Origin of the sequence: Microbispora sp. H10836, from assembly GCF_012999525.1 — a bacterium.
GTDB lineage: Bacteria > Actinomycetota > Actinomycetes > Streptosporangiales > Streptosporangiaceae > Microbispora.
This window is the reverse complement of record NZ_JABBWU010000001.1, coordinates 1002812-1029026: the sequence shown is the minus strand read 5'-3', so window position 1 is coordinate 1029026 and position 26215 is coordinate 1002812. Positions and strand designations below refer to the sequence as shown.

Below are 26215 nucleotides of genomic sequence, written 5' to 3'. Positions count from 1 at the left end.
GGCACGGCCGGTGAACACGGCAAGAAATTTTGCCGATGCGGCAAATCTCAGCAGAGCGCCCGGTCGGCCCGGGCCAGCGCGGCGACCAGCGTCTTGATCGTCGCGGGCTCGTCGAGCACGCCCCCCGCGGCCGTACGCCGTTCCTGCCAGGCGCGCACCCGATCGGCGTACTTCTCGTAGCAGGCGAGATGGAACGCGTACACGGTCGTGAAGCGGCTGACGAGGTGCGAGGGGTGCATGTCCCAGCCCTGGTAGAAGCCGTGCGCCAGCGAGTGCGACACCAGCGCCGAGTGCCTGCTCAGCAGGGCGTGCACGTCGGCCGCCGCGTCCGAGGCCGGGGTCGCGGCCAGGGAGCCGTCCGACAGCTCCACGCCCGTCCCCGACAGCGCCGTCTGCATGACGTGCCGCGCGTGGTCGCAGGCCGGATGGTCGAGCCGCTGCTCGTCCGGCGGCAGCCCGAGCGCGGCGGTGTAGTCGAACACCCCGAAGTGGGCGGCCGCCAGCCGCCCGCCCAGTGAGGGCACCAGGTCGGCCGAGCGCTGGAGCATGAGCACGGTCTGCGGAGCCTCCACCTGCATCTCGAAGCGCAGCGTGCCGGTGGGCAGGCGCAACGCCCGTTCCAGCGCCTCCAGGCAGCCGGCGAACTGGCGCAGGTAGTCCTCCATGAGGACCTTGGGGAACGTGACCGTGAACCCGCCGGGCAGTTCGCCGGCGCGCCGCACGACCCCGGTCAGGAACCCGTCGAGCGTGCGCAGCGAGCGCAGGGGGTCGCCGTCGGCGAACGACTTCACCCGCAGCCCCCACCTGCGGGGCAGCGTGCCCGCCGCGTGCATCGCGGCCACGGCCGCCGCGGCCGACTCGGTGTGCCGGTCCTCCTCCTCGTGGGGGCGCCGGCCGTACCCGTCCTCGAAGTCGATCCGCAGGTCCTCGATGGGCTCGGCGTGCAGCTTCCTGCGTACGCGGTCGTGCACGGGCTGGGCCAGCTCGGGGTCGAGACCGAACAATGCGGCCAGCTCGGCGGGGGTGAACAGGAGCCGGTGGAGCAGGTCGGTCGCGGCGTGCCGCCACTGCTGGACGATCTCCGCCGTCACCCGGTCCGCCGGCACGTACACGGTGTGCACCGGCTGCCACGCGGGTTCCCGTTCGGGGAACCGGGTGAGCTGCTCGTCGTAGGTGCCGGCGAAGCCGTCGAGCAGTCCGTCGAGCGGTCCGTCCGGGCCGGTCAGCGTCGTCTCCATGGGGACGATCCTCGCAGACGCCCCCGCCACGGCGACGTCATCACGCAACGTCGCTGCGTGAGCACGATCCGTTGGCTATTCTTTTCCTCGAACAGCCGATCGAACAGGTGAGCGAAAAAAGAAACGGCCCCCTGTCGGGGGCCGTAGAGCCCGGGGACGTAGCCGCGGGCGCGGTGACTCCATGTTAGGAGATGATGGCGGTGCGCGACAACCCCGTTCCCCACGTCGTGCGTGTCGGGGTCTACGTCGACGGGTTCAACCTCTACTACGGGCTGCGCTCCCTGCGGGGGCGGCGCTATCTCTGGCTCGATCTACAGGCGCTGGCCCTTCGGCTGCTCAGGACCGGGCAGACGCTGACCGCCGTCCGCTACTTCACCGCTCCCGTCCGAGGTGACGCTCGTGCCCTCGCCCGCCAGCAGACCTATCAGGCGGCCCTGGAGACCCTGGGGGTCGAGGTGGTGCTCGGGCGGTTCCAGGAGCAGCGCGCCTCCTGCCGGGCCTGCGGCGTCTCCTGGAAGACCTACGAGGAGAAGCAGTCCGACGTCGCGCTGGCCGCCGCGATGGTCGGCGACGTCGCCCTCGACCTGGTGGACACGGTGCTGCTGTTGTCGGCCGACTCCGACCTGTGCGCGGCCATCGAGGCGGTGCGCCAGGTGGACGCCCGGCGCGGCGGAAAGACCCGGGTCGTCGCCGTCTTCCCGCCCGGCAGACGCTCCGACGGCCTGCGCCTCGCCAGTGACGCCTGGTTCCCCCTCGGCGACGCGCTCATCCGGCAGTCGCAGCTTCCCGAAGTCGTGCCCGGCCGCGACGGCGCGCGCTACCACCGGCCGGCCCACTGGTCCTGACCGGGACAACCGTCAGGACGCGCTCCCCGGCCGGGCGAGCCGGCCGCACGCGCCCAGCATCGCGTCCCTGCCCACCAGCTTCACCCGCTCGCCCCTCCGCAGACTGCCGGCCAGCGAGGCCTCCGCGGCCTCGATCGCGAGCCAGTCCTCGTACGTCACCGGGCTCAGCCCGCGCGCGGCGAGCAGATCGTCCAGCCGGGTGGTCGCGGTGCCCGGCACCGCCTCGGCGAGCAGGGTGCGCACGGTCTCGGCGGCGTCGGACTTGTTGGTCCCGATCACGCCCGTCGGCCCCCGCTTGAGCCAGCCCGAGACGTACTGCCGGTCCGTCACCCTGCCGGCGACGTTCGGCACCGTCATCGTCTTCGGGTCGAACGGCACCCCGGGCAGCGCCACGCTCTGGTAGCCCACCGAGCGCATCACCATGTCCGCCGGGATCGTCTCGTACTCGCCCGTCCCGACGACCCGCCCATCCTCCAGCCGGGTCCGCTCCAGCCGTACGCCCTCGACCCGTGACACACCGAGGATCTCCACGGGACGCAGCCAGAAACGCACCTCCAGGCGGCGAGGCCGGTCGGCCGGCTTGCGCTCCGACCACGACCGCAGGACGTCCACATTGCCCTTGACCTGCCGCGACAGCGTGGTCAGGTCGGCGACCGCGATCTCGTCGGGGAAGGTGAGGACGTCGGCGTTCAGCAGTTCGCCGAGCTCGCGCAGCTCCTTCAGGGTGAACTTCGCGTGCTCGGGGCCGCGCCGGCCGACCATGTGGATGCGCTTGACCCGCGAGGCGGCCAGCCGGTCGAGCACCTCCTCGGGCACGTCGGTGCCGCGCAGCTCGCCGGCGCTCTTGGCCATGATCCGCACCACGTCCACGGCGACGTTGCCGACACCGATGACGACGACGTCCTCCACGTCGAGGGAGAAGGCGTCCGGCGGTACGTCCGGGTGGCCGCAGTACCAGTTGACGAAGTCGGTCGCGGCGACGCTGCCCGGCAGGTCCTCGCCCGGGACGCCGAGGTGCCTGTCGACCATCGCCCCCGTGCAGTACACGACGGCGTCGTAGCAGGACAGCAGGTCGTCCGCGGAGAGGTCCGCGCCCAGCTCGACGCCGCCCAGGAAGCGGACCCCCGGGGTCTCCAGCACCCTGCGCAGGTAGCCGGCGATCGACTTGATCGACGTGTGGTCGGGCGCGACGCCGTACCGGACGAGCCCGTACGGCGTGGGCAGGCGTTCGAGGACGTCCACCTCGACGGGATCGGGCGACTGCTTGACCAGCGCCTCGGCCGTGTAGATGCCGGCCGGGCCCGACCCGACGATCGCGACGCGCAGTGTCACCATGGCCTCCAGGCGCAGGCGGAGCTTCTACCTGTGATTCTTTATCATCGCCAGCACGCCCTGCCAGTGGTACGCCATGCCGTGCACCCCATGCGGATCCGTGTTGTGATGATTCGCGGGGTTGCGGGGGAGCGGCGGCCGCGATCAAAGTGATGCCCGTGGGCTCTGGGGCTAAAAGACGGGGAAACCCGCGGACGAGAAGGCCGGGCGGTGGCACCCTCCCTGACATGAGGGGACTCCGCGGGGGGCGGGACGAGCCCGGGGCCTCACCGGCCACGGTCTACGGCCCGCAGAACGGTCAGGACGACGGCGACGACGCGCCGCCGCACGGCTCCGGCCCGGACGGGCTCAGGTACGAGGCGCTGGGACGGGTCATGGCCGCCCTGTCCGGCGAGGCCGAGACGCTCGAGGCGTGCCGCGACCTCACCTGGTGGCGGGGCACCGGCCGGTCCTGGCACATCGAGTGGCGCGACGGCCCGTACGCGGCCGAGGTGGCGGCGCTGCTCATGGAGCGACTGGGTGAACCGGGGCCGGAGACCGTGCCGGCGGCCCCCGCGGGCCCGGCGACCACGTCGACGGCGATGCTGAACGTGATGGGCGTGACCTTCGTGCTGCGGGCCATCGACCCCTCCGGCATGGAGCGGCACCGGACCAGGGCCGGTCTGTGGCGGCTGTCGGCGGCGCTGGACGGCGGCCCGGTCGGCACGGGAGGGCGGTCGCGCCGGCACTGGGAGGAACTGCTCGGCGGCTGAGCCGGACCGGTCGCCGTTCAAGTGAGGCGGTGAGGGCCCCGGAGTCGATAGCCTTGAGAGCACATCGTCTTCGTCTCGTCTCTCAGGTCGTCTCCGAGGATCCGCGAGTAGCTCCGCGTCGCGGGCCCCGAGGAGGCGCCGCCGGCGAGACCTCTCACGAGCAAGGAGTAGCCGTGCTGCTGCGTATGTCGACCCTGTTCCTGCGCACCCTGCGTGAGGATCCGGCGGACGCGGAAGTGCCGAGCCACAAGCTGCTCGTCCGCGCCGGCTACATTCGCCGGGTCGCGCCCGGCATCTACTCCTGGCTGCCGCTCGGCAAGATCGTGCTGGAGAACGTCGCGCGGGTCGTCCGCGAGGAGATGGACCGGATGGGCGCGCAGGAGGTGCTCTTCCCCGCGCTGCTGCCCAGGGACTTCTACGAGCCCACGGGCCGCTGGACCGAGTACGGCGACACGCTGTTCCGGCTGAAGGACCGCAAGGGCGCCGACTACCTCCTGGGGCCGACCCACGAGGAGATGTTCACCGACATGGTGAAGGGGGAGTACTCCTCCTACAAGGACTACCCCGTCACCCTGTACCAGATCCAGACGAAGTACCGCGACGAGGCCCGGCCCCGCGCGGGCATCCTGCGGGGCCGCGAGTTCGTCATGAAGGACTCCTACTCCTTCGATCTCGACGACGACGGTCTCAAGCGGTCCTACGAGATGCACCGCGAGGCGTACATCCGCATCTTCGAGCGCCTCGGCATCGACTACAAGATCTGCTTCGCGATGTCGGGCGCCATGGGCGGGTCGGCCTCCGAGGAGTTCCTCGCCCCCTGCCCGACCGGTGAGGACACCTTCGTGGCCTGCCACAACTGCGGCTACGCGGCCAACGCCGAGGCCGTCGTCACACCCGCGCCGCCCGCCGTCACCGCCACGCAACCGCCCATGCGGGTGCTCGACACGCCCGACACCCCGACGATCGAGTCGCTCGTCTCGTACGTCAACGAGCACCACGGTCTCGGCATCACCGCCGCCGACACGCTGAAGAACCTCGTCGTCAAGGTCCGCACGCCGGGCTCCGACGAGGTCAAGACGGTGATCGTCGGTGTGCCCGGCGACCGCGAGGTCGACTTCAAGCGCCTGGAGGCGGCGCTCTCGCCCGGCGTGCCGGAGATCTTCGAGGCCGAGGACTTCGCCCGTCACCCCGGCCTGGTGCGCGGCTACATCGGCCCGCAGGTGCTCAGGGACCTGGGGATCACCTACCTGGTCGATCCGCGCGTGGTCGAGGGCTCGGCCTGGGTGACGGGCGCCAACGAGCCGGGCAGGCACGCCGCGCACGTGGTCGCGGGCCGCGACTTCCAGCCCGACGGCACGATCGAGGCCGCCGAGGTGCGGGCGGGCGACTCCTGCCCCCGCTGCGCGCACCCGCTGTCGATCGACCGGGGCATCGAGATCGGCCACATCTTCCAGCTCGGCCGCAAGTACGCCGACGCCGCCCAGCTCGACGCGCTCGGGCCCGACGGCAAGCCGATCCGCATCACGATGGGCTCGTACGGCGTCGGCGTCTCCCGGGCGGTGGCCGTGCTCGCCGAGCAGCGCCACGACCAGCTGGGCCTGGTGTGGCCCAGGGAGGTGGCGCCCGCCGACGTGCACATCGTCGGCACCGGCAAGGAGAACCAGATCGAGGTCGCCAGCGCGCTCGCCGAGACCCTCGAGGCGCGGGGGCTGCGGGTGCTCGTGGACGACCGTCCCGGGGTGTCACCCGGTGTCAAGTTCAAGGACTCCGAGCTGCTCGGCCTGCCCACCGTCCTGATCGTCGGCCGGGGCCTGGCCAACGGCGTGGTCGAGCTGCGCGACCGGGTCACCGGGACCAAGGAGGAGATCCCGCTGGACGAGGCCGTCGAGCGGGTGCTGACCGCCTGCCGGGCCTGATCGCCGGACACACGGCGCCGCCGTCCCCCGCACATGACTTACGCGGGGCGGCGGCGCTGCCCTTTTCGCTGAACGCGGGGTCGTGACCCGCGCCGCCTACTGGCCGTCGGGCGCGGACGGCTCCGGCTGGGCCTCCTGACCGGACGTCTCCGCGGAGACGTCGGATTCGGAGCTGTCCACGACGGGGGAGTCCGGCGCGGAGGATTCGGCTTCCTGAGTGGGGATGGCGGCGTCGAAGTCGGCGCCGTCCCGGCCCATGCCCGGAAACGGGTCACCGATCTTCGGCTGCCAGCCGTACGCCCGGGTCGCGCACTCCTGCGCGGTCAGCGCCGCGATCCGCCGCAGGCCGGGGTCGGGGTCGGCGGCCAGCTCCAGGTAGGCGGTGATCATCCGCTGCTCCACCAGCACCGCCAGGCGCACCGCGTCGGCCGGTTTGCGCACCTCGAAGGGCAGGCGGTAGGTCGGGCCCGGCTCAGCGGGCGTGCCGCCCCGCTCGGTGATGAACGCGCGAAGCTGGTCGCGCCGCGCCCGGTGGGCGTCGAACCCCGCCATGGCGCGCCTGAGCAGCGCACCGCTCGTCTTCCCGCCGATCACTCCGTACGCGAACACGGCGGCGTGCTCGGCGGACAGGACACGGCCGAGCACGTCGTCGGCCGGCGACCCGGTGGGCCCGGTCGGGCTCTCAGTCACGCACCCTCCCCAGGGCGACGACGTGGACGGCCTCGCACGCCCCGATGCTCGCCAGGAGCTGGGAGAGAGCGGGGGCGGCCGCGGCCATCTGCGCCGGGCGCGCCGACGCGGCGCGCCGCTCGGCGTCCCTGAGCGCTTGCACCGAGACCGCCGACCGCCCTTCCGCCGGCGACGCGGAGGACGAGGGCGGGGACGGGGGCGCGGGGCTCGCGGGGAACGTTCCCGTGCCGTTCGCGGCGGGCAGGAGCACGCGCAGGGCCTGCAGATGGGCCACGTGACGCTGACGGAACGGCTCCAGCGCCGCGGCCCGGTCCGGCAGGGCGGCGGTCGCGCGCCCGTACAACGACACCAGCTGCTCCTTGCCGGCGATCAGCGAGGTGAGCAGCACGGCCTGCGGGTCCGGCGACGCCGGCGCGGCCGGTCGCCGCGGGCCCGAGGAGCAGCCGACCGCGGCCAGACCGGCCGCGGCGGCGGAGCCCAGCAACACGCGTCTCGTCACCCGTGCCCCGCCGCTGTGTCTCACGACACAGCATCGTACGGCGCGCCGCCCAGTGGTCATCGCCCCGTGACCACGATGATCGTGCACGTGTCGGAGCGCCGCTCGGGTGTGGCGCTGTTTCCACCTCCCGGTGTCGATAGGCTGTTGGCACATCGGGCTAGGCACACGGTCACAGCCACACGGTCATAGGGAGGTCGGCATGGGCAGCGACGCTCGAAGCGGCCGCCTGGTTGAACTGCTCGGCCCGGTGGTCGCCGCCGAGGGCTTCGACCTGGAGGACGTGACGGTCACACCGGCGGGTCGCCGGCGGCTGGTGCGCGTCGTGGTGGACCGGGACGGCGGCGTGAGCCTGGACGACGTGGCCGACGTGAGTCAGTCGGTCTCCAAGCGGCTGGACGAGGTGGACGTCCTCGGCGGCAGCCCGTACGTCCTCGAGGTCACCTCTCCCGGCGTCGACAGGCCGCTGACCGAGCCGCGTCACTGGCGCCGGGCGCGCGGGCGGCTGGTGAAGGCGGAGCTGCGTGACGGCACCGCCGCGGAGGGCCGTGTGACCGAGGCCGACGAGACCGGTGTGGAGCTGGACGGCACGCGCCGCCTCGCGTACGGCGAGCTGGTGCGTGGCCGGGTGCAGGTCGAGTTCAACCGGCGAGACGCCGGGCTCGACGACGAACTTGATGAGGACCTCGATGTCGACGAAGACATCGACGACGCCGACGACGAGGGCTAGGGGGAGCCTTGTGGACATTGACATGAGCGTCCTGCGCAGCCTGGAGCGGGAGAAGGACATCTCCTTCGACCTGGTCGTCAAGGCGATCGAGGACGCGTTGCTCATCGCGTACTTCCGGACGGAGGGCGCGGCGCAGAAGGCGCGCGCCGAGCTGGACCGCGACACGGGCCACGTGATCATCTGGGCGGCCGAGCTGGACGAGAACGGCGACGTCGTGCGGGAGTACGACGACACCCCGTCCAACTTCAGCCGGATCGCCGCCACGACGGCCAAGCAGGTGATCCTCCAGCAGCTGCGCGACGCCGAGGACGAGATCAACTTCGGTGAGTTCGCCAGCCGCGAGGGCGAGCTGGTCGCGGGCGTCATCCAGCAGGGCAAGGACCCGCGGGTGGTGCTGGTCGACCTCGGCAAGATCGAGGCGATCCTGCCGCACAACGAGCAGGTCCCGGGCGAGGAGTACGCGCACGGCGAGCGCATCCGCTGCTACGTCGTGCAGGTGAAGAAGGGGCCCAAGGGCCCGTCGGTCACGCTGTCGCGCACTCATCCCAACCTCGTGAAGAAGCTCTTCGCGCTGGAGGTTCCGGAGATCGCCGACGGCACGGTGGAGATCGCGGCCATCGCGCGCGAGGCCGGCCACCGCACCAAGATCGCGGTGAGGTCGCGCAAGCCCGGCGTCAACGCCAAGGGCGCCTGCATCGGCCCGATGGGCTCGCGCGTGCGCAACGTCATGACGGAGCTGCACGGCGAGAAGATTGACATCATCGACTGGTCGGAGGATCCGGCCGAGTTCGTCGGGAATGCCCTGTCGCCCGCGCGCGTTTCCCGTGTCGAGGTGGTCGACGCCGACAGCCGCACCGCGCGGGTGATCGTGCCCGACTACCAGTTGTCCCTGGCGATCGGCAAGGAAGGGCAGAACGCCCGCCTCGCCAACCGTCTGACGGGCTGGCGGATCGACATCCGGCCGGACACCGAGCAGGCACCTGCTGATCCCGCTGATGCGTCGGCGAGGTAAGCTGGAATATGGTTACCGGGCAGCCCCACTGAGAACGTGTGTGGGCTGCCGGGTTCGCACGGTAAAGTCCGAGTTGCTCCGCCTGGTCGTGGCCGAGGGCGTGATCGTCCCCGACACGACAGGACGGCTTCCGGGACGCGGTGCGTCGCTGCACCCGTCCCCGCGCTGTCTGGAGCTCGCCGAGCGTCGCCGGGCGTTCCCTCGCGCGTTCCGCGTGGAGGGGCCGCTTGACACGTCGCTCTTGCGGGCTCACGTGGAGGGGTTGACGCCGGGGCGGTCCGGGTGAATGGTTACCGCTGGCCCTCGGTATCGGCTCCGGGAGCCAGGGCACGACGAAATTGTCATGTAGGACGCCGAGTTGATGGGCGGAGTCAGATTGCTATGAGCGCCTGATGAGCACGCGGCGATGAGTACGTTCAGGTAGCGACGGTCCGGCGGCACTGCAAGCCTCCCGGGCCGAGTTAGGGAGTGCAGTGGCGAAGGTCCGCGTATACGAGCTCGCCAAGGAGTTCGGAGTCGAGAGCAAGGTCGTCATGGCCAAGCTCACCGAAATGGGCGAGTTCGTGAGGTCGGCGTCCTCAACTATCGAGGCGCCGGTCGTCCGCAAATTGACCGAGGCGTTCAAGGGTGACGCCTCCAAGGGCGGGGGTAGGCCCGCCCGTCCGGCGCAGCCGAAGCCTGCGCCGAGGCCGGCTGAGAGCCAGGCCAACGGGGGCGCCCCGCAGGCGCCCGTTTCCCAGTCCACCGGCGCGGTGGCCAAGCCGGGCCCGAAGCCCGGTCCGCGGCCCGCTCCGCGTCCGGTTCCGATGCCTCACGCGCCGGTGTCCCAGCCGGACGCGGCGCGCCCCGAGGCCGCCCGTCCGCAGGCGCCGCGTGCGGAGGCCCCGCGTGCGGAGGCCCCGCGTCCAGCGGCCGCGGGCCCCAGGCCGGGTGCCCCCGGTGCCGGTGCGCCGAAGCCCGGCCCCAGGCCGGCCCCGGCCCCGCGCCCGGGCGGCGCACCCGCCGGTCCCGGTGCGCCCACCGGCGGCGCTCCGCGCCCCGGCGGGCCCAAGCCGGGCCCGCGCGGTCCGCGTCCGGGCAACAACCCGTTCTCCTCGAACGCCAGCGGCATGGGCCAGCGGCCCGCGCGTCCCGGCGGCCGCGACGGCGGTCGTCCCGACCGCGGCGACCGTCCCGAGCGTACGGACGGTGGTCCGCGCGAGCCGCGCCGTGACGGCGGCCGCGACGGCGCCATGCCGCGTCCGCCGGCCGCGCGTTCCGGCGCTCCGGGCGCCGGCGGCCCGCGTCCCGGGCCCGGTGGCCCGCGTCCCGGACCGGGCATGGGCGGTCCGCGCCCCGGCCCCGGCGCCGGTGGCCCGCGTCCCGGCGGTCCGCGTCCGAACCCGATGATGATGCCGCAGGGCCGTCCGGCGGCGCCGGGCGGCGGTGGCCGTCCCGGTGGTCCCGGTGGCGGCGGTGGCCGTCCCGGTGGTCCCGGTGGCGGTGGCGGTCGTCCGGGTGGCGGCGGCGGTCGTCCCGGTGGGGGCTTCGGCGGTCCGCGTCCCGGCGGCGCCACGGGTGCCGGTCGCCCCGGTGGTCCCGGCGGCGGTCCGGGCGGTGGCGGCGGCGGCTTCGCCGGCCGTCCGGGTGGCGGTGGCGGCCGTGGCCGCGGTGGCGGCACGGCGGGCGCGTTCGGGCGTCCCGGAGGCCGTCCGACCCGTGGCCGCAAGTCCAAGCGCCAGAGGCGCCAGGAGTTCGACAACATGCAGGCCCCGGCGATCGGCGGCGTGCAGGTCACGCGTGGCGGCGGGCAGACGATCCGCCTGCCGCGGGGCGCGTCCCTGTCGGACTTCGCCGACAGGATCGGCGCGAACCCGGCCTCGCTCGTGCAGATCATGCTGCACCTCGGCGAGATGGTGACCGCGACCCAGTCGGTCAGCGAGGAGACGCTCCAGCTTCTCGGCGCCGAGCTGGACTACGACGTCCAGGTCGTCAGCCCGGAGGAGGAGGACCGCGAGCTCCTCGAGTCCTTCAAGATCGAGTTCGGCGAGGACGAGGGCGACGAGGCCGACCTCGCGCCGCGCCCGCCGGTCGTGACCGTCATGGGTCACGTCGACCACGGTAAGACCAAGACGCTCGACGCGATCCGCCACACCAACGTGGTGGCCCGCGAGGCCGGCGGCATCACCCAGCACATCGGCGCCTACCAGGTGGCGACGACGCACGAGGGCGAGCAGCGGAAGATCACCTTCATCGACACCCCGGGTCACGAGGCGTTCACCGCCATGCGTGCCCGCGGTGCGCAGGCCACCGACATCGCGGTGCTGGTGGTCGCGGCCGACGACGGTGTGAAGCCGCAGACCATCGAGGCGCTCAACCACGCCCAGGCGGCGAACGTCCCGGTCGTGGTGGCGGTCAACAAGATCGACAAGGAGGGTGCGGACCCGACCAAGGTGCGGGCCCAGCTCACCGAGTACGGCCTGGTGGCCGAGGAGTTCGGTGGCTCCACCCTGTTCGTCGACATCTCCGCCAAGCAGGGCATCGGCATCGACAACCTGCTCGAGGCCATCCTGCTGACCGCCGACGCCGAGCTGGACCTGCGGGCCAACCCGGACATGGACGCCCAGGGCCTCGCGATCGAGGCGCACCTCGACAAGGGCCGCGGCCCGGTCGCGACCGTGCTCGTGCAGCGCGGCACGCTCCGGGTGGGCGACTCGATCGTCTGTGGTGAGGCGTTCGGCCGCGTCCGCGCCATGCTGGACGACAACGGCGAGACGGTCGAAGAGGCCGACCCGTCGCGTCCGGTCCTGGTCCTCGGTCTGACGGCCGTCCCGCGCGCCGGTGACAACTTCATCGTCGTCACCGACGACCGGATGGCCCGCCAGATCGCCCAGCAGCGGGCGGCCAGGCAGCGGATCGCCGACATGGCGAAGTCCGGCCGCCGCCGCACTCTCGAGGAGCTGTTCAAGGACCTCGAGAAGGGTCAGGTCGACGAGCTCAAGCTCATCATCAAGGGTGACGTCTCCGGTTCCGTCGAGGCCCTGGAGGACGCGCTGCTCAAGATCGACGTCGGCGACGAGGTGCGCCTGCGGGTGCTCCACCGCGCGGTCGGCGCCATCACCGAGCACGACGTCAACCTGGCGATGGGCGACGACAACGCCGTCATCATCGGCTTCAACGTCCGGCCCGAGGTGCGGGCGCGGGACCTGGCCGAGCGCGAGGGCGTGGACATCCGCTACTACTCGGTCATCTACCAGGCGATCGAGGAGATCGAAGCGGCCCTCAAGGGCATGCTCAAGCCGGAGTTCGAGGAGGTCAGGACCGGCACCGCGGAGATCCGCGAGGTCTTCAAGGTCCCGAAGATCGGCAACGTCGCCGGTTCGATCGTCCGCTCGGGCGTGATCACCCGCAACAGCAAGGCCCGGCTCATCCGCGACGGCGTCGTGGTGGCCGACAACCTCACCGTCTCGTCGCTGCGCCGCTTCAAGGACGACGCGACCGAGGTCCGCGAGGGCTTCGAGTGCGGTATCGGTGTCGGCTACAACGACATCAAGCTCGACGACGTCATCGAGACGTTCGAGATGCAGGAGAAGCCGCGCGTCTGACGCACCGTGCCGCCGCCCCCGCCACGCGCGGGGGCGGCGGCCGGGCGTTCGGGACGTGGTGAGAACCCATGTTCATCGGTGCTCTTACTCTGGACATCCTGCTGGGCGACGTCCATTCGCTGAAGCAGAAGCGCTCGCTGGTCCGGCCGCTCATCGCCGAGATCCAGCGCAAGTACCCCGCCGTCGCCGTCGCGGAGGCGGGCCACCTCGACCTGCACCGGCGCGCCGAGATCGGCGTGGCCGTCGTGTCGGCGTCCGCGGCCAACTGCGACGAGGTGCTGGACGCCTGCGAACGCCTGGTCGCCTACCATCCCGAGATCGAGTTGCTGTCCGCGCGGCGGCGGCTCTTCAACGACCACGAGGAATAGACGGCCCGGCCCGCGCGTCAGCCGTACAGATACGAGGGAGCGTGAGCATGGACGCAGCGCGTGCCAGAAAACTGGCCGACCGCATCCAGCAGGTGGTCGCGGAGATGCTGGAGCGGCGGATCAAGGATCCGCGGCTGGGGTTCGTGACGGTGACCGACGCCAAGGTCACCGCTGACCTGAGCGACGCGACCGTCTACTACACGGTGTTCGGCTCCGAGGCGGAGCGGGCCGACACGGCCGCCGCCCTGGAGAGCGCCAAGGGCATCATCCGGTCCGAGGTCGGCCGGCAGACCGGCCTGCGGCACACCCCCGGCCTCACGTTCGTGCACGACCCCCTCCCCGACAACGCTCGTCACATGGACGACCTGTTCGCGCTCGCCAAGGCCAAGGACGCCGAGATCGCCCGCCAGGCGGAGGGCGCGAACTTCGCCGGGGACGCCGACCCCTACCGCTTCGAGGAGGACCTCGACGCCGAGGCGGCCGAGGAGGAGGGCGAGGACGAGTCCTCCGGCCGGGCGGGACGCCCCGCGCGGTGACCGCGATCGACGAGACGGCGATCGGCGAGACGGACTGGCGGCGGGCGGCCGATCTGATCGACGCCGCCGGCTCCCTGGCCCTGGCCTGCCACGTGTCCCCGGACGGGGACGCACTCGGCTCGATGCTCGGCCTGGGGCTGGCGCTCGCGCGTACCGGGAGACAGGTCGTGGCGTCATTCGGCGACCGGGTCTTCGCGGTGCCCCGGCTGCTGCGGTTCCTGCCCGGGCAGCGGCTGCTGGTGGAGCCGTCGGCCTACCCCGCCGAGCCCGACCTGATGGTCACCTTCGACGCCTCCACGATGGAGCGGCTGGGCCTGCTCGCGCCCCACGCGGGCAAGGCCGGCGAACTCGTCGTGATCGACCACCACGTGTCGAACACCCGCTTCGGGACGGTCCACCTCGTGGATCCCACGGCGGCCTCGACCACGATGATCGTCGAGGAGCTCATCCGCCGGCTCGGGCTCACGGTGGACCGAGAGGTCGCCACCTGCCTGTACGCGGGCCTGGCGACCGACACCGGCTCCTTCCGGCACTCCATCACCACTCCGGCCGCCCACGCCATGGCCGGCCGGTTGCTGGCCACGGGACTGCGCCCGGAGGAGATCGCCAGGGAGCTGTGGGACCGCTCGCCGTTCGCGTACCTGCGGGTGCTCGGCACCGCGCTCGGGCGGGCCGCTCTGGAGCCGGACGCCGCGGGCGGCCTGGGGCTGGTGTGGACCTACGTGAGCCGCGCCGACCGCGCCGCGGAGGGCCTGCCGTACGACGAGGTGGAAGGCATGATCGACGTCGTGCGCCGGGTCGACGAGGCGGAGGTCGCGGTCGTCCTCAAGGAGGACGACGAGGGCGGCTGGAACGTCTCGACCCGGTCGAAGGGCGCGGTGGACGTGGCGCGGGCCTGCGCCGCGCTCGGCGGCGGCGGCCACCCGCGTGCCGCCGGGTTCTCCTCGGCGCTGCCGGTGGCGGACACGATGGCCGCCCTGCGTTCCCACCTCACCCCGGAAGGGAGCCGGCCGTGAGCCCGGCCCAGCCAAGAAGGACACAGCCCAGAAGAACTCCTCCGCCGAGTGGCCTGATCATCGTGGACAAGCCGTCCGACTGGACGTCGCACGACGTGGTGGGCAAGATGCGCGGCGTCGCGGGCACCCGCAAGGTCGGCCACGCGGGCACGCTCGACCCGATGGCCACCGGCGTGCTGGTGATCGGGGTGGAGAAGGCGACCCGACTCCTCGGGCACCTCGCGCTGACCGAGAAGGTCTACGAGGCGACGATCCGCCTCGGCGTGACGACGAACACCGACGACGCCGAGGGCGAGGTGGTCGCCACCACCCCGGCCGGGCACGTGACCGACGAGCAGGTGCGCAAGGGCGTCGCCGCGCTCACCGGTGAGATCATGCAGGTTCCGCCGCAGGTGAGCGCCATCAAGGTGGACGGACAGCGGGCCTACAAGCTGGCCCGCGCCGGCGAGGAGGTGGCGCTGGCCGCCCGGCCGGTCACGATCCACGCGTTCGAGGTCGGGGAGATCAGGCGGACCCCGGAGACGGTGGACCTGGACGCCGTGATCACCTGCTCCAGCGGCACCTACATCCGGGCGCTGGCCCGCGACCTCGGCGCGTCGCTCGGCGTCGGCGGCCACCTCACCCGGCTGCGCCGCACCCGGGTCGGGCCGTACGGCATCGAGGCGGCCCGCACGATCGAGGACCTCGCCCGGGAGTGTGTGATCATGCCCATGGCCGACGCGGTGGCGGCGGCCTTCCCCCGCAGGGACGTGGGCGAGGAGGAGGCGCGGCTGGTCGCGCACGGTGGCAGGCTGCGCGCGGCGGGCCTCGGGCCGGGTCCGATCGGCGTTTTCGGGCCGGACGGAGCGCTGCTCGCGCTCGCCGAGGAGCGCGGCGGTACGGCCCGGCCCCTGGTGGTCTTCGCCTCCTGACGCCGGGGCTGGTTCCCCGGCACCCTGGTTCCCCGGCACCCCCTGGGGCATGGCAGTCTTGTCTACTGCGCTTCCCACGCGAGGCGGCTCAGGCGCCTTGCCGGAGGCGCGGCAGATGAACACAGAAGCGAGGTCGAGGTGCAGAGCTGGCACGGGCTGGACGAGGTCCCACAGGACTGGGGCAGGTCCGTCGTCACGATCGGCGTGTTCGACGGCGTGCATCTCGGTCACCAGCGGATGGTGGCCCGCGCGGTGGACATGGCCCGCGATCTGGGGCTGCCGGCCGTGGCCGTCACGTTCGACCCGCACCCCGACGAGGTCGTACGGCCCGGGAGTCATCCGCCGCGGCTCACCACGACCACCCGCCGGGCCGAGCTGCTCTTCACGCTCGGCGTGGACGCGGTGTGCGTGCTGCCGTTCACGCTGGAGTTCTCCCGGATGTCGCCGGACGAGTTCGTCCAGACGGCTCTGGTCGACCGGCTGCACGCCGCGGGGGTCGTGGTGGGGGAGAACTTCCGCTTCGGCCACAAGGCGTCGGGCGATCTGGAGACGCTGCGGACGCTGGGGGAGAAGTACGACTTCACGGCCGAGGGCGTGCCTCTGGTCAGCGACGGCGACGCCATCTCCTCCACGTTGATCCGGGAGCGGCTGGCCGCCGGCGACGTCGCGGGCGCGGCCGCCCTGCTGGACCGCCCCCACCGGGTGGAGGGCGTGGTGGTCCGCGGTCACCAGCGCGGCCGGGCGCTCGGCTTCCCCACCGCGAACGTCGAGTCGCCGCAGCACACGGCCATCCCCGCCGAGGGCGTCTACGCCGGATGGCTGCAGTGCGTGCAGAGCCCCTCGCCGTACGAGGGGGAGCGCTGGCCGGCCGCGATCTCGATCGGGACCAACCCCACGTTCGACGGAGTGGAGCGCACGGTCGAGGCGTACGCGCTGGACCGCGACGACCTGGACCTGTACGGCGCGCACGTGGCGGTGGACTTCGGCGAGCGGCTGCGCGACACGCTCAGGTTCGACTCGATCGAGGCGCTGATCGAGCAGATGCACGCCGACGTGGCCCGGGCGCGGGAGCTCACGTCCTGAAGGGCCGGCGTGACGCGGTGTGTCCTACGGGCTGGTAGGGTTGTATGTCAGCCATGTTCAGGTGGCGTAAGCCACCCGGCTGTCCTGTCACGGCGACTGTAGGCACGCACGGTCGTTCGCGGGCTGGGAACCGTTGCGCGTGCCATTTCACCAGAACGGAGAAGCAGTGTCGCTTGACGCCGCTACCACCAAGTCCATCATCGGCGAGTACGGCACCAGCGAGGGTGACACCGGGTCGCCGGAGGTCCAGATCGCGCTTCTGAGCAAGCGGATCAGCGACCTCACCGAGCACCTGAAGACGCACAAGCACGACCACCACAGCCGTCGTGGTCTGCTCCTGCTGGTGGGTCGCCGTCGCCGGCTGCTGAAGTACCTGCAGGCCAAGGACATCACCCGCTACCGCTCCCTCATTGAGCGGCTGGGCCTTCGCCGATAAGGTGAGGAAGGAGCGGCGATTCTTCGCCGCTCCTTTTCCATAACGGGCCACAATGGCCTGAGCGAGACAACTGAATAGCCGAGACCAACTGCCCCGCGTCCGCAAGCAAGCCGCAGCGCGATCCCGCGGCGTGAGAGGGCCGGTCCTCGGTAGTGGCCCCCGGTCGGCACGGCGACAGCCGTTTGTACGGACCGGGCGCTTCGATCGAAGACCGGCACTGCACCTGAACGGGGAGCCCGGCGACCGAGGACGCGGGAGACCGATCCCAAGAGGAGGTCCCCCGTGGAGGGTGTCCACAGCACAGAGGCCGTTATCGACAACGGTCCCTTCGGCACGCGCACGATCAGGTTCGAGACCGGGCGGCTCGCCCGGCAGGCGGCGGGAAGCGCCGTCGCGTACCTGGACGACGAGACGATGATCCTGTCCGCGACCACCGCGTCCAAGCATCCCAAGGAGAACCTGGACTTCTTCCCGCTCACGGTCGACGTCGAGGAGCGGATGTACGCGGCCGGCCGCATCCCCGGCTCGTTCTTCCGCCGGGAGGGCAGGCCGTCCGAGGACGCGATCCTCACCTGCCGCCTCATCGACCGGCCGCTGCGCCCGTCGTTCGTGAAGGGCCTGCGCAACGAGATCCAGATCGTCGCGACGGTCATGGCCCTGCACCCCGAGCACCTGTACGACGTGATCGCGATCAACGCCGCGAGCATGTCCACGCAGCTCGCCGGGCTGCCGTTCTCCGGCCCGATCGGCGGCGTCCGCGTCGCGCTGATCGACGGCCAGTGGGTGGCGTTCCCGACCCACACCGAGCTCGAGCGCGCCACGTTCGACATGGTCGTCGCCGGGCGCGTCCTGGCCGACGGCGACGTCGCGATCATGATGGTCGAGGCCGAGTCGACCCGCGACACGCTCAAGCTGGTCGCCGAGGGCGCGGTGGCCCCGACCGAGGAGGCCGTGGCCCAGGGTCTGGATGCCGCCAAGCCGTTCATCAAGGTGCTCTGCGAGGCCCAGTCGAAGCTGGCCGAGGTCGCCGCCAAGCCGACCGCCGAGTACCCGATCTTCCTCGACTACCAGGACGACGCCCTGGAGGCCGTCACCGCCGCCGTCAAGAGCGAGCTCGCCTCGGCCCTGACGATCGCGGGCAAGCAGGAGCGCGAGCTGGAGATCGACCGCGTCAAGATGCTGGCGGCGGAGAAGCTGCTGCCGGACTTCGAGGGCCGCGAGAAGGAGATCGGCGCCGCGTTCCGGTCGCTCACCAAGAAGCTGATGCGCGAGCGCGTCATCAGCGAGGGCGTCCGCATCGACGGCCGCGGCCCGAAGGACATCCGGCAGCTCAACGCCGAGGTCCACGTGGTGCCGCGGGTGCACGGGTCGGCCCTGTTCGAGCGGGGCGAGACGCAGATCCTCGGCATCACGACGCTGAACATGCTGCGCATGGAGCAGATGATCGACACGCTCAATCCCGAGCGGACCAAGCGCTACATGCACAACTACAACTTCCCGCCGTACTCCACGGGCGAGACGGGCCGCGTCGGCTCGCCGAAGCGCCGCGAGATCGGCCACGGCGCGCTGGCCGAGCGGGCGCTGATCCCCGTGCTGCCGTCGCGCGAGGAGTTCCCGTACGCCATCCGGCAGGTGTCGGAGGCGGTCGGGTCGAACGGCTCGACCTCCATGGGGTCGGTCTGCGCCTCCACGATGGCCCTGCTCGACGCGGGCGTGCCGCTCAAGCAGATGGTCGCCGGCATCGCGATGGGCCTCATCGGCGAGGGTGACGCCTACGTCACGCTGACCGACATCCTCGGCGCCGAGGACGCCATGGGCGACATGGACTTCAAGGTCGCCGGCACGAAGGACCTGATCACCGCGCTCCAGCTCGACACCAAGCTGGACGGCATCCCGGCCCACGTGCTCGCCGCGGCCCTGAAGCAGGCGAGGGGCGCCCGGCTGGCGATCCTCGACGTGATGCAGGAGGCCATCAACGCCCCGGCGGAGATGAACCCGACCGCGCCGCGCATCATCACGATCAAGGTCCCGGTCGACAAGATCGGCGAGGTCATCGGCCCCAAGGGCAAGATGATCAACCAGATCCAGGACGACACGGGCGCCGAGATCACCATCGAGGACGACGGCACGATCTACATCGGCGCCACCGACGGCCCGTCCGCCGAGGCCGCCCGTACGCTGATCAACGGCATCGCGAACCCGCACATGCCGGAGGTCGGCGAGCGTTACCTGGGCACGGTCGTCAAGATCGCCGCCTTCGGCGCGTTCGTCTCGCTGCTGCCGGGCAAGGACGGCCTGCTGCACGTCTCGCAGATCCGCAAGCTGCACGGCGGCCGGCGGATCGAGAACGTCGAGGACGTCATGAACGTCGGCGAGAAGATCCAGGTGGAGATCGCCGAGATCGACTCGCGCGGCAAGCTTTCGCTGGTCCCGGTCGAGGTGGTCGAGAAGGAGGCCGCCGAGAAGGACGCCGCGGCCGAGAACGGTGAGGCCGCGCCCGCTCCGGCCGAGGCCGCCGCCGCTCCGGCGGAGGAGGAGGACCAGCCGCGGACGCCGCGCCGCAGCCGCAGCCGCACCCGTGGCGGACGTGACGAGCGCAACTCGTGACGACCGAGACGCTGTTCCCGGGCAAGGACGGTGCGGGGGTCATCCGCCGCACCGTCCTCCCCGGCGGCCTGCGGGTCGTGACCGAGACGATGCCGACCGTGCGAAGCGTGGCGGTCGGCCTGTGGGTGGGCATCGGCTCGCGTGACGAGGCCCCCGAGCACACGGGGGCCACCCACTTCCTGGAGCACCTGCTTTTCAAGGGCACGCCCACGCGTGACGCCATGGAGATCTCGGCGTCCATCGAGGGCATCGGCGGTGAGATCAACGCGTTCACCGCCAAGGAGTACACCTGCTACTACGCCCGGGTGCTCGACGAGGACCTGCCGCTGGCGATCGACGTGCTCGCCGACGTGGTGACCTCCTCGCTCATCACCGAGGAGGACGTGGAGTCGGAGCGCGGCGTGATCCTGGAGGAGATCGCCATGCACGACGACGATCCCTCGGACGTGGTGCACGAGCAGTTCTCCGCCGAGCTCTACGGCGACACGCCGGTGGGCCGCCCGATCCTCGGCAACGAGGAGTCGATCAACGCGCTCACCCGTGACCGCATCCGCGAGTACTACCAGCGGTTCTACGTCCCGCCCCGCACGGTCGTGTCGGTGGCGGGCAACGTCGACCATGAGCGGGTGGTCGCGCTGGTCGCGGCGGCGTACGAGCGGGCGGGCGCCCTCGGCGGCTCCGTCGAGCCCGCGGCCCCGCGCCTCGGCGGTCCCGGCGTGGACGTCCGCAGCGGCGTCCGGGTGCTCGACCGGCCCACCGAACAGGCCAACCTGGTGCTCGGCATGACCGCCGTCCACCGCAACGACGACCGGCGCTTCGCCCTCGGCGTCCTGAACGCGGCGCTCGGCGGCGGCATGTCGTCGCGGCTGTTCCAGGAGATCCGGGAGAAGCGCGGTCTGGCCTACAGCGCCTACAGCTACACCTCCCAGTACGCCGACACCGGGCAGTTCGGCATCTACGTGGGCTGCCTGCCCGGCAAGGTGGACGACGTGCTCAAGATCTGCCGCGACGAGGTGGCCAGGGTCGTCGCCGAGGGGATCAGCGCCGAGGAGATCGCCCGCGGCAAGGGCCAGATGCGCGGCGGACTGGTGCTCGGCCTGGAGGACACCGGATCGCGCATGTCCAGGATCGGCAAGAGCGAGCTCGTGTACGAGCGCCTCATGACGGTCGACGAGGTGCTCGCGCGGATCGAGGGGGTCACCCCCGAAGAGATCGCCGCGGTTGCCGAGGACATCCTCAACCGGCCGCTGACGCTCGCGGTGATCGGGCCTTATTCCGACAAGGACTTCGGCTTCGCCATCGCCTGACCGTGCCGTTGGAGGCCGCGCCCGCGCCGTCGCGCGTCGCGCGGCCTCTTTCGTCCCCGCGACATGCGGGCCGCCCGCTCATCGCGGCCCGGCCCCGCGCCCGCCCGGTACGGCTTTCGCCGCGGCGGCGCCTCCCGCCGTCGCGGGCACGGGCGCGTCGTGCCGCTCCTCGCCGTCCCGGCTCCCGCCGGCACGTATAGCCTTGGGCGCGTGATTAAGGTCGGTGTTCTTGGCGCCCGAGGGCGCGTGGGTGTGGAAGTGTGCAAGGCCGTCGAGGCGGCCGACGACCTGGAGCTCGTGGCGGAGGTCGACAAGGACGACCCGCTCGACGCGCTGACCGGCGCCGAGGTGGTGGTGGACTTCACCCACCCCGACGTCGTCATGGGCAACCTCGAGTGGTGCATCTCCCACGGGATCCACACGGTCGTGGGCACGACGGGCTTCGACGCCGGACGGCTGGAGACCGTGCGGGGCTGGCTGGCCGCCAACCCGGGGACCAACGCGCTGATCGCCCCCAACTTCGGCATCGCCGCCGTGCTGATGATGCACTTCGCGGCGCAGGCGGCCAAGCACTTCGAGTCGGTCGAGATCGTCGAACTGCACCACCCGCACAAGGCCGACGCCCCCTCCGGCACCGCCCGCCGCACGGCGGAACTGGTGGCGCGGGCGCGGCATGAGGCGGGGCTCGGTCCGTCTCCCGACGCGACGACCACCGCCCTCGACGGCGCCCGCGGGGCCGTGGTGGGCGACGTGCACGTGCACGCCGTACGGCTCGCCGGGCTGATCGCCCATCAGGAGGTCATCCTGGGCGGTGAGGGGGAGACCCTCACGATCCGGCACGACACGATGAGCCGGGCGTCGTTCACGCCGGGCGTCCTGCTGGGCGTACGTCGCGTGCCGGAGCTCGACGGCCTCACCCTGGGTCTGGAACGCCTCCTCGACCTGTAATCCATCCACAGCCGGCGCCGGGCGGACGATCCGCCCGGGCCGTGTCAGAGGGCCGGATCGAGCGGCAGGAGGGCGCCGCGGGCGCCCCGGCCCGATGAAGCCTGGCGCCAGGGTACGCCTGCCCGTGTTCACCGTCCTCGGGGCTTGTCCCGCCAAGCCGGACGTCGATCGGCAGGCGTGTCCCTGTTCCTCCTCCCTTTCTCTCATCGGTGTTCTCACCGGTGTCCCCGCGTGTCTCCTGCGTGTCTCCAACATGTTTCCTGGATGTTCCTCATAACAGAATTGCCTGACCGAAGGCGCAGAACGCTTCTTAAACTCATCCGGACACGCGAGATTCAGGAAGTGCCCGATGATCACCGAAGTGACGCCCTCCCCGGTGCGACTGGTCGCAACGGACGCTCCGAACCAGCCTCCGGCGACCCCGAGACGGCTCGCTGAGCTCAGCGGCCCGGTACGGCTCGTCGACCGGGCCGAGCGACCGTGAGCCGCACGCGAGTCTGGATGGACGAGGTCAGCACGTTGTTCCTCCTGGCCATGTCCTCCCTCGACGACGACGAGCTGAGCGCACCGACCGCACTGCCGGGGTGGACGCGGCGACATGTTCTGGCGCACGTCGGATGGAACGCCAGGGCCTTGCAGCGGCTGGTCGGCTGGGCGCGCACCGGTGTGCCCGCGGCGATGTACGCCTCCGCCGAGCAGCGTGTGGCCGACATCGAGGAGGCCGCGGGCTGGGAGGGGCAGCGCCTGCGGGAACTGGTGGCCGCCGGCATGGCGGACCTCGCCGCGGATCTCGACGGCCTGGACGACGACCAATGGCAGGCCCGGCTCGTCGTGCAGGGCCGCACCGTGCGGGCCGCGGAGCTGCCGTGGCTGCGAACCCGCGAGGTCGGCGTTCACGCCGTGGACCTCGGGGCCGGCGTGACGTTCGAGGATCTCGCCGAGGATCTGTGTGCGGCACTCCTGGACGACGTGGCCGGCCGTCGTTCCTCGTTGCGCGAGGACCCCGCCCTGCTCCTGAGGGACGAGGCCGGACGGTCGTGGACGGTCGAGGGGCACGGCGTCCCGATGACCGTCACGGGGTCGGTGCACCGGCTCGCGAGCTGGCTGACCGGCCGTGGCGGCGAGGGCATACGAGCCGAGTCCGGTCCGCCGCCGGCCCTGACCCCATGGTTGTAGAGGGGCGCGGCGGCACCGCCACCAGCCCCGCGGAGGCGGGGACGTCCGGCATCGGACGAAATCCTGAACCGTCCGGATCGGTCTTCGGCCCAAGGTCTCGATGAGGAGCACCAGCATGTTGAACCAGCTTCGGTTCACCGGAACCAGCGTCGTCGTCACCGGCGCGGCCGCCGGCATCGGCGCGGCCGTCGCCGAGCAACTGGCCCAGTTGGACGCTCACGTCGTGGCCGTCGACGTCGACGAGACCGGCCTGGCGCGGCTCGTGGAATCGCTCGCGGCGCAGTCGCTTCAGGCGACGAGCGTCGTGGCCGACGTCCGCGAGCCCGCGAGTGCGACGCGTGTCGACGCCGCGGTCGCCGGGACCGGCGTGCCGCTCAAAGCCCTCGTCAACAACGTCGGGGTGAACCGGAAGGCCCCGTTCTCCGAGGTCACCGAGGCCGACTGGAACGAGACCCTGGCACTGAACCTCACGAGCGCCTTCCGGCTGACCCAGGTTCTTCTGCGGAGACTCCTGGCGGCGCCGGGTGGTGGGGCGGTGGTCAACGTGTCGTCCGTTCACGCCCTCCGGGGCCAGCCGGGGGCCACGGGCTACGCCACCACCAAGGCGGGGCTCATCGGCTTCACCCGGCAGCTGGCGGCCGAATACTCCGAGGCCGGCCTGCGGGCGAACGTCGTCTGCCCGGGGCTCACGATGACCGAACGTATCCTCGCGCGTGGCCATGGGGAGGCGCAGGAGGCGCTTCGCGACCGGCTGCTCGACCGCCGCTTCGCGGAACCGGCCGAGGTCGCCAACGCGATCACGTTCCTCGCCTCCACCGCCGCTTCGTATATCAACGGCGTCGTCCTCCCTGTCGACGGAGGCTTCACCGCCCGCTGAACAACGATCACTATGCGAAAGGGAATTCAGACATGACGATCGCTACGGGCCTGAGCCGGGACCAGGTGGAGGCCTACCGGAGGGACGGCTTCCTCTTTCCTCTGCGGGCCATGTCCGCCGAGAAGGCCGCGGAGTACCGAGCCAGGATGGAGGCGTTCGAGTCCGAGCACGGCGAGCGCGCTTCCGGCATCCTCCGCTCGAAGTCCCACCTGGTGCTGACCTGGGTGAACGAGCTCATCCGGCTCGATTCGGTGCTCGACGCCGTCGAGAGCGTCCTCGGGCCCGACATCTACTGCTGGGGCTCCTCGTTCTTCATCAAGAACCCGCACAACCCCGGGTTCATCGCGTGGCACCAGGACGCGCCGTTCTCCGCCATCCCGCCTGGTGGTGAGATCCTCACGGCGTGGATCGCCCTGGCTCCGAGCACCCTGGAGAACGGCTGCCTCAAGGTCGTCGCCGGCACCCACAAGGAGCAGGCGGAGCACGTGTTCGTCGACAACGACTCCAACATGCTCTCGCAGGGACAGGAGATCGCGGTCGAGGTCGACGAGGCGGACGCGACCGCCATCCAGCTCCTCCCCGGCGAGTTCTCCCTGCACCACCAGTTCATCTTCCACGGCTCCGGCCCCAGCGTGAGTGACGAACGCCGCATCGGCCTCGCGGTCCGGTACATGCGCCCCTTCCCGCGGCAGGACGACGAACCCGTCACCGCGACCCTCGTCCGCGGACAGGACCCGTACGGAACCTTCGAGAACGAGCCGGTGCCGACCACGGATATGGACCCCGCCGCTGTCGCCTACCTCGACGAGCAGCTCATCCGGCGCCACGGCGACCGCTACCGCAAGGCCTGACCAGTGCCGACGGCCGCTGACGCAGCCGATCTTCAGGAGTGCGGATGATCCCGGTCGTGGCCGGTGCCGTCATGTTGGCCACGACCGGGACCCTGCCGGTGTTCATGCTCACCGCGCAATCGGTGCTCGTCACCGACGATCTGGGCCTGACCGATGCGCAGCTGGGCATGCTCGTCACGGTTTTCTACACCGCGTCGGCTCTTTCCTCGATACCGACCGGCCGTGCGGCCGAGCGGCTCGGGACCGGCAGGGCCAGCCGGCTGGCCGCGGGGCTCGCGGCTGTCAGCCTGGTCGGGATCTCCCTACGGCCCACCTCGCCGGTCATGCTCGCCGTGTTCCTGGTGCTCGGCGCGGTCGGCAATTCGATGTCCCAGGCAGCGTCGAACCTGCTTCTCGCCCGGGGCACACCGGCCCGGCGGCAGGGGGCGGCCTTCGGAGTCAAGCAGTCCGCCGTTCCGCTCGCGGCCGCGATCGGCGGTGCCGCCGTGCCCACCGTCGGCGTATCCCTGGGATGGCGGTGGGGCTTCGTGGGGGCGGCCGTCCTCGCTGTGCTGGTCGCGCTGCTCGTGCCCCGCGTCTGCTCCGGTGCCGAGGCGGCCCGGTACCGGACGACGAGCCGCGACGGCGCCCGGCCGAGGCTTGTCGGCCTGCGTCCCCTGCTGCTGCTCGGGACGGCGACCGCCTTCGGCAGCGCGGCGATGGGCAGCCTCATGGCCTACCTCGTCATCTGGGCGAACCACTCGGGGATGACCGCGGGAAACGCCGGCCTCCTGCTCTCGGTCGCCGGCGTCGGCAGCATCGTCGCGAGGGTGTCCATCGGATTCGTCGCGGACCGCCGGGCGGGCAACAACATGGCCGTGGTCATCGGCCATGTCCTGCTCGGCGTCGTGGGGCTGTGCCTGATCGGCACCGGAGTCGTCCCGCTGATCGTGCTCGGCGCGGTGCTGACCATCTCCATCAGCTGGGCCTGGCCCGGACTGATGCTCTTCACCGTCGTCCGGACCAACCCGTCCTCTCCCGCCGCCGCGACCGGCGTCATCCAGATGGGCGCCTATACGGGAAACGCCGTGGGACCGGGTCTGTTCGGTGTGCTGCTGACCCTCGTGGCCTTCCAGGTAGGCTGGCTGGTCAACGCCGGTCTGCTCGTCATGGCGGCTCTGCTGATGGCATGGGCCCGCCGCCTACGGCTGGTGGAGCGGCGACGACCCGAAGAGCCACCCACCGTCTGAGCCATCCTGCGCCGCATCGACAGAAATCCGTGGACACCGTCGCCTTCCTGCCCGTCCTCGGCGCGGGCATAGTACGCCGCCCGGCGCACGCGACCTTCACCCGAATGCCCCCATTTCCGTGATCTTCGCCGCGACCGACCGGTGCGGCGGAATCTTTCCAATGTCTCCGCGAGATTCGGGAGGCGAGCGCGTTCGCGCAGTTCAACCGGCATCGATTTCAGATTTTCGGTATGGCCCCGGCCTTTCGCCGGAATGGCTTGGCGCAATCTCGTTCT

At 71.5% G+C, this 26215-nt stretch carries 24 protein-coding genes; 20 read left to right on the top strand and 4 right to left on the bottom strand.

What is annotated here, in order from left to right; all coding sequences use genetic code 11:
• Positions 1–47 precede the first annotated feature (47 nt).
• Entirely contained in the window at positions 48–1238 is a 1191-nt protein-coding gene (locus tag HHX30_RS04640; protein ID WP_169979611.1) for a DUF6986 family protein, read from the bottom strand.
• 200 nt (positions 1239–1438) lie between these two features.
• Between HHX30_RS04640 and HHX30_RS04635 the strand changes: the two genes are divergently transcribed.
• Positions 1439–2083: an NYN domain-containing protein gene (locus tag HHX30_RS04635; protein WP_169979609.1), complete on the top strand. Its 645-nt coding sequence runs from the start codon at positions 1439–1441 to the stop codon at positions 2081–2083.
• Between the two features lie 12 nt (positions 2084–2095).
• Here HHX30_RS04635 and HHX30_RS04630 read toward each other — a convergent pair whose 3' ends face one another.
• Positions 2096–3418, bottom strand: a complete 1323-nt coding sequence (locus HHX30_RS04630; protein ID WP_169979607.1) for an FAD-dependent oxidoreductase — start codon at positions 3416–3418, stop codon at positions 2096–2098.
• Between the two features lie 224 nt (positions 3419–3642).
• Between HHX30_RS04630 and HHX30_RS40505 the strand changes: the two genes are divergently transcribed.
• Positions 3643–4167, top strand: a complete 525-nt coding sequence (locus HHX30_RS40505) for a hypothetical protein (protein WP_211591474.1) — start codon at positions 3643–3645, stop codon at positions 4165–4167.
• Positions 4168–4340: 173 nt separating this feature from the next.
• Positions 4341–6083 carry a proline--tRNA ligase gene (locus tag HHX30_RS04620; RefSeq protein WP_169979605.1) on the top strand — a complete coding sequence of 581 codons (1743 nt, stop codon included), beginning with the start codon at positions 4341–4343 and terminating at the stop codon, positions 6081–6083.
• Positions 6084–6179: 96 nt separating this feature from the next.
• Here HHX30_RS04620 and HHX30_RS04615 read toward each other — a convergent pair whose 3' ends face one another.
• Together HHX30_RS04615 and HHX30_RS04610 are read right to left on the bottom strand one after the other, a co-directional pair.
• Positions 6180–6773: a ferritin-like domain-containing protein gene (locus HHX30_RS04615; RefSeq protein WP_169979603.1), complete on the bottom strand. Its 594-nt coding sequence runs from the start codon at positions 6771–6773 to the stop codon at positions 6180–6182.
• Positions 6766–7296, bottom strand: coding sequence for a hypothetical protein (locus HHX30_RS04610; RefSeq protein ID WP_169979601.1), 531 nt, complete (start codon positions 7294–7296; stop codon positions 6766–6768). The genes HHX30_RS04615 and HHX30_RS04610 overlap by 8 nt, the downstream gene beginning before the upstream one ends.
• 175 nt (positions 7297–7471) lie before the next feature.
• Between HHX30_RS04610 and rimP the strand changes: the two genes are divergently transcribed.
• The 17 genes from rimP (at position 7472) to HHX30_RS04525 (ending at position 25940) form a co-directional block, all read left to right on the top strand.
• Positions 7472–7999, top strand: a complete 528-nt coding sequence (rimP, locus tag HHX30_RS04605) for a ribosome maturation factor RimP (protein ID WP_169979598.1) — start codon at positions 7472–7474, stop codon at positions 7997–7999.
• A gap of 22 nt (positions 8000–8021) precedes the next feature.
• Complete coding sequence (gene nusA / locus HHX30_RS04600; RefSeq protein ID WP_211591473.1) at positions 8022–9011, top strand: transcription termination factor NusA; 990 nt, start codon at positions 8022–8024, stop codon at positions 9009–9011.
• Entirely contained in the window at positions 8995–9297 is a 303-nt protein-coding gene (locus tag HHX30_RS04595; RefSeq protein ID WP_169979594.1) for a YlxR family protein, read from the top strand. Before nusA ends, HHX30_RS04595 begins: the two co-directional genes overlap by 17 nt.
• Before the next feature lie 187 nt (positions 9298–9484).
• Positions 9485–12595, top strand: coding sequence for a translation initiation factor IF-2 (gene infB, locus HHX30_RS04590; protein ID WP_169979592.1), 3111 nt, complete (start codon positions 9485–9487; stop codon positions 12593–12595).
• A 68-nt stretch (positions 12596–12663) separates the two neighbouring features.
• Positions 12664–12963 (top strand): DUF503 domain-containing protein, encoded by a 300-nt coding sequence (locus HHX30_RS04585; protein ID WP_169979590.1) that lies wholly within the window; start codon positions 12664–12666, stop codon positions 12961–12963.
• Between the two features lie 47 nt (positions 12964–13010).
• Entirely contained in the window at positions 13011–13499 is a 489-nt protein-coding gene (gene rbfA, locus HHX30_RS04580) for a 30S ribosome-binding factor RbfA (protein ID WP_169979588.1), read from the top strand.
• Positions 13496–14515 (top strand): bifunctional oligoribonuclease/PAP phosphatase NrnA, encoded by a 1020-nt coding sequence (locus tag HHX30_RS04575; protein ID WP_311922077.1) that lies wholly within the window; start codon positions 13496–13498, stop codon positions 14513–14515. Before rbfA ends, HHX30_RS04575 begins: the two co-directional genes overlap by 4 nt.
• Positions 14512–15426, top strand: coding sequence for a tRNA pseudouridine(55) synthase TruB (truB, locus tag HHX30_RS04570; protein ID WP_169979586.1), 915 nt, complete (start codon positions 14512–14514; stop codon positions 15424–15426). Before HHX30_RS04575 ends, truB begins: the two co-directional genes overlap by 4 nt.
• A 138-nt stretch (positions 15427–15564) precedes the next feature.
• Entirely contained in the window at positions 15565–16509 is a 945-nt protein-coding gene (locus tag HHX30_RS04565; RefSeq protein ID WP_169979585.1) for a bifunctional riboflavin kinase/FAD synthetase, read from the top strand.
• A gap of 166 nt (positions 16510–16675) precedes the next feature.
• Positions 16676–16945, top strand: a complete 270-nt coding sequence (gene rpsO / locus HHX30_RS04560; protein ID WP_030510715.1) for a 30S ribosomal protein S15 — start codon at positions 16676–16678, stop codon at positions 16943–16945.
• Between the two features lie 282 nt (positions 16946–17227).
• Positions 17228–19552 carry a polyribonucleotide nucleotidyltransferase gene (locus HHX30_RS04555; RefSeq protein ID WP_169979583.1) on the top strand — a complete coding sequence of 775 codons (2325 nt, stop codon included), beginning with the start codon at positions 17228–17230 and terminating at the stop codon, positions 19550–19552.
• Complete coding sequence (locus HHX30_RS04550; protein WP_169979581.1) at positions 19549–20859, top strand: pitrilysin family protein; 1311 nt, start codon at positions 19549–19551, stop codon at positions 20857–20859. Before HHX30_RS04555 ends, HHX30_RS04550 begins: the two co-directional genes overlap by 4 nt.
• A 210-nt stretch (positions 20860–21069) precedes the next feature.
• Positions 21070–21807 carry a 4-hydroxy-tetrahydrodipicolinate reductase gene (gene dapB, locus HHX30_RS04545; protein WP_182909168.1) on the top strand — a complete coding sequence of 246 codons (738 nt, stop codon included), beginning with the start codon at positions 21070–21072 and terminating at the stop codon, positions 21805–21807.
• A 480-nt stretch (positions 21808–22287) separates the two neighbouring features.
• Positions 22288–22983: a maleylpyruvate isomerase family mycothiol-dependent enzyme gene (locus tag HHX30_RS04540; protein WP_211591471.1), complete on the top strand. Its 696-nt coding sequence runs from the start codon at positions 22288–22290 to the stop codon at positions 22981–22983.
• A gap of 115 nt (positions 22984–23098) precedes the next feature.
• Entirely contained in the window at positions 23099–23860 is a 762-nt protein-coding gene (locus HHX30_RS04535) for an SDR family NAD(P)-dependent oxidoreductase (RefSeq protein ID WP_169979577.1), read from the top strand.
• A gap of 32 nt (positions 23861–23892) precedes the next feature.
• A complete protein-coding gene (locus HHX30_RS04530) occupies positions 23893–24711 on the top strand; it encodes a phytanoyl-CoA dioxygenase family protein (protein WP_169979575.1) in 819 nt (272 codons plus the stop codon).
• 44 nt (positions 24712–24755) lie between these two features.
• Positions 24756–25940 (top strand): MFS transporter, encoded by a 1185-nt coding sequence (locus HHX30_RS04525; protein WP_169979573.1) that lies wholly within the window; start codon positions 24756–24758, stop codon positions 25938–25940.
• Positions 25941–26215: the final 275 nt, after the last annotated feature.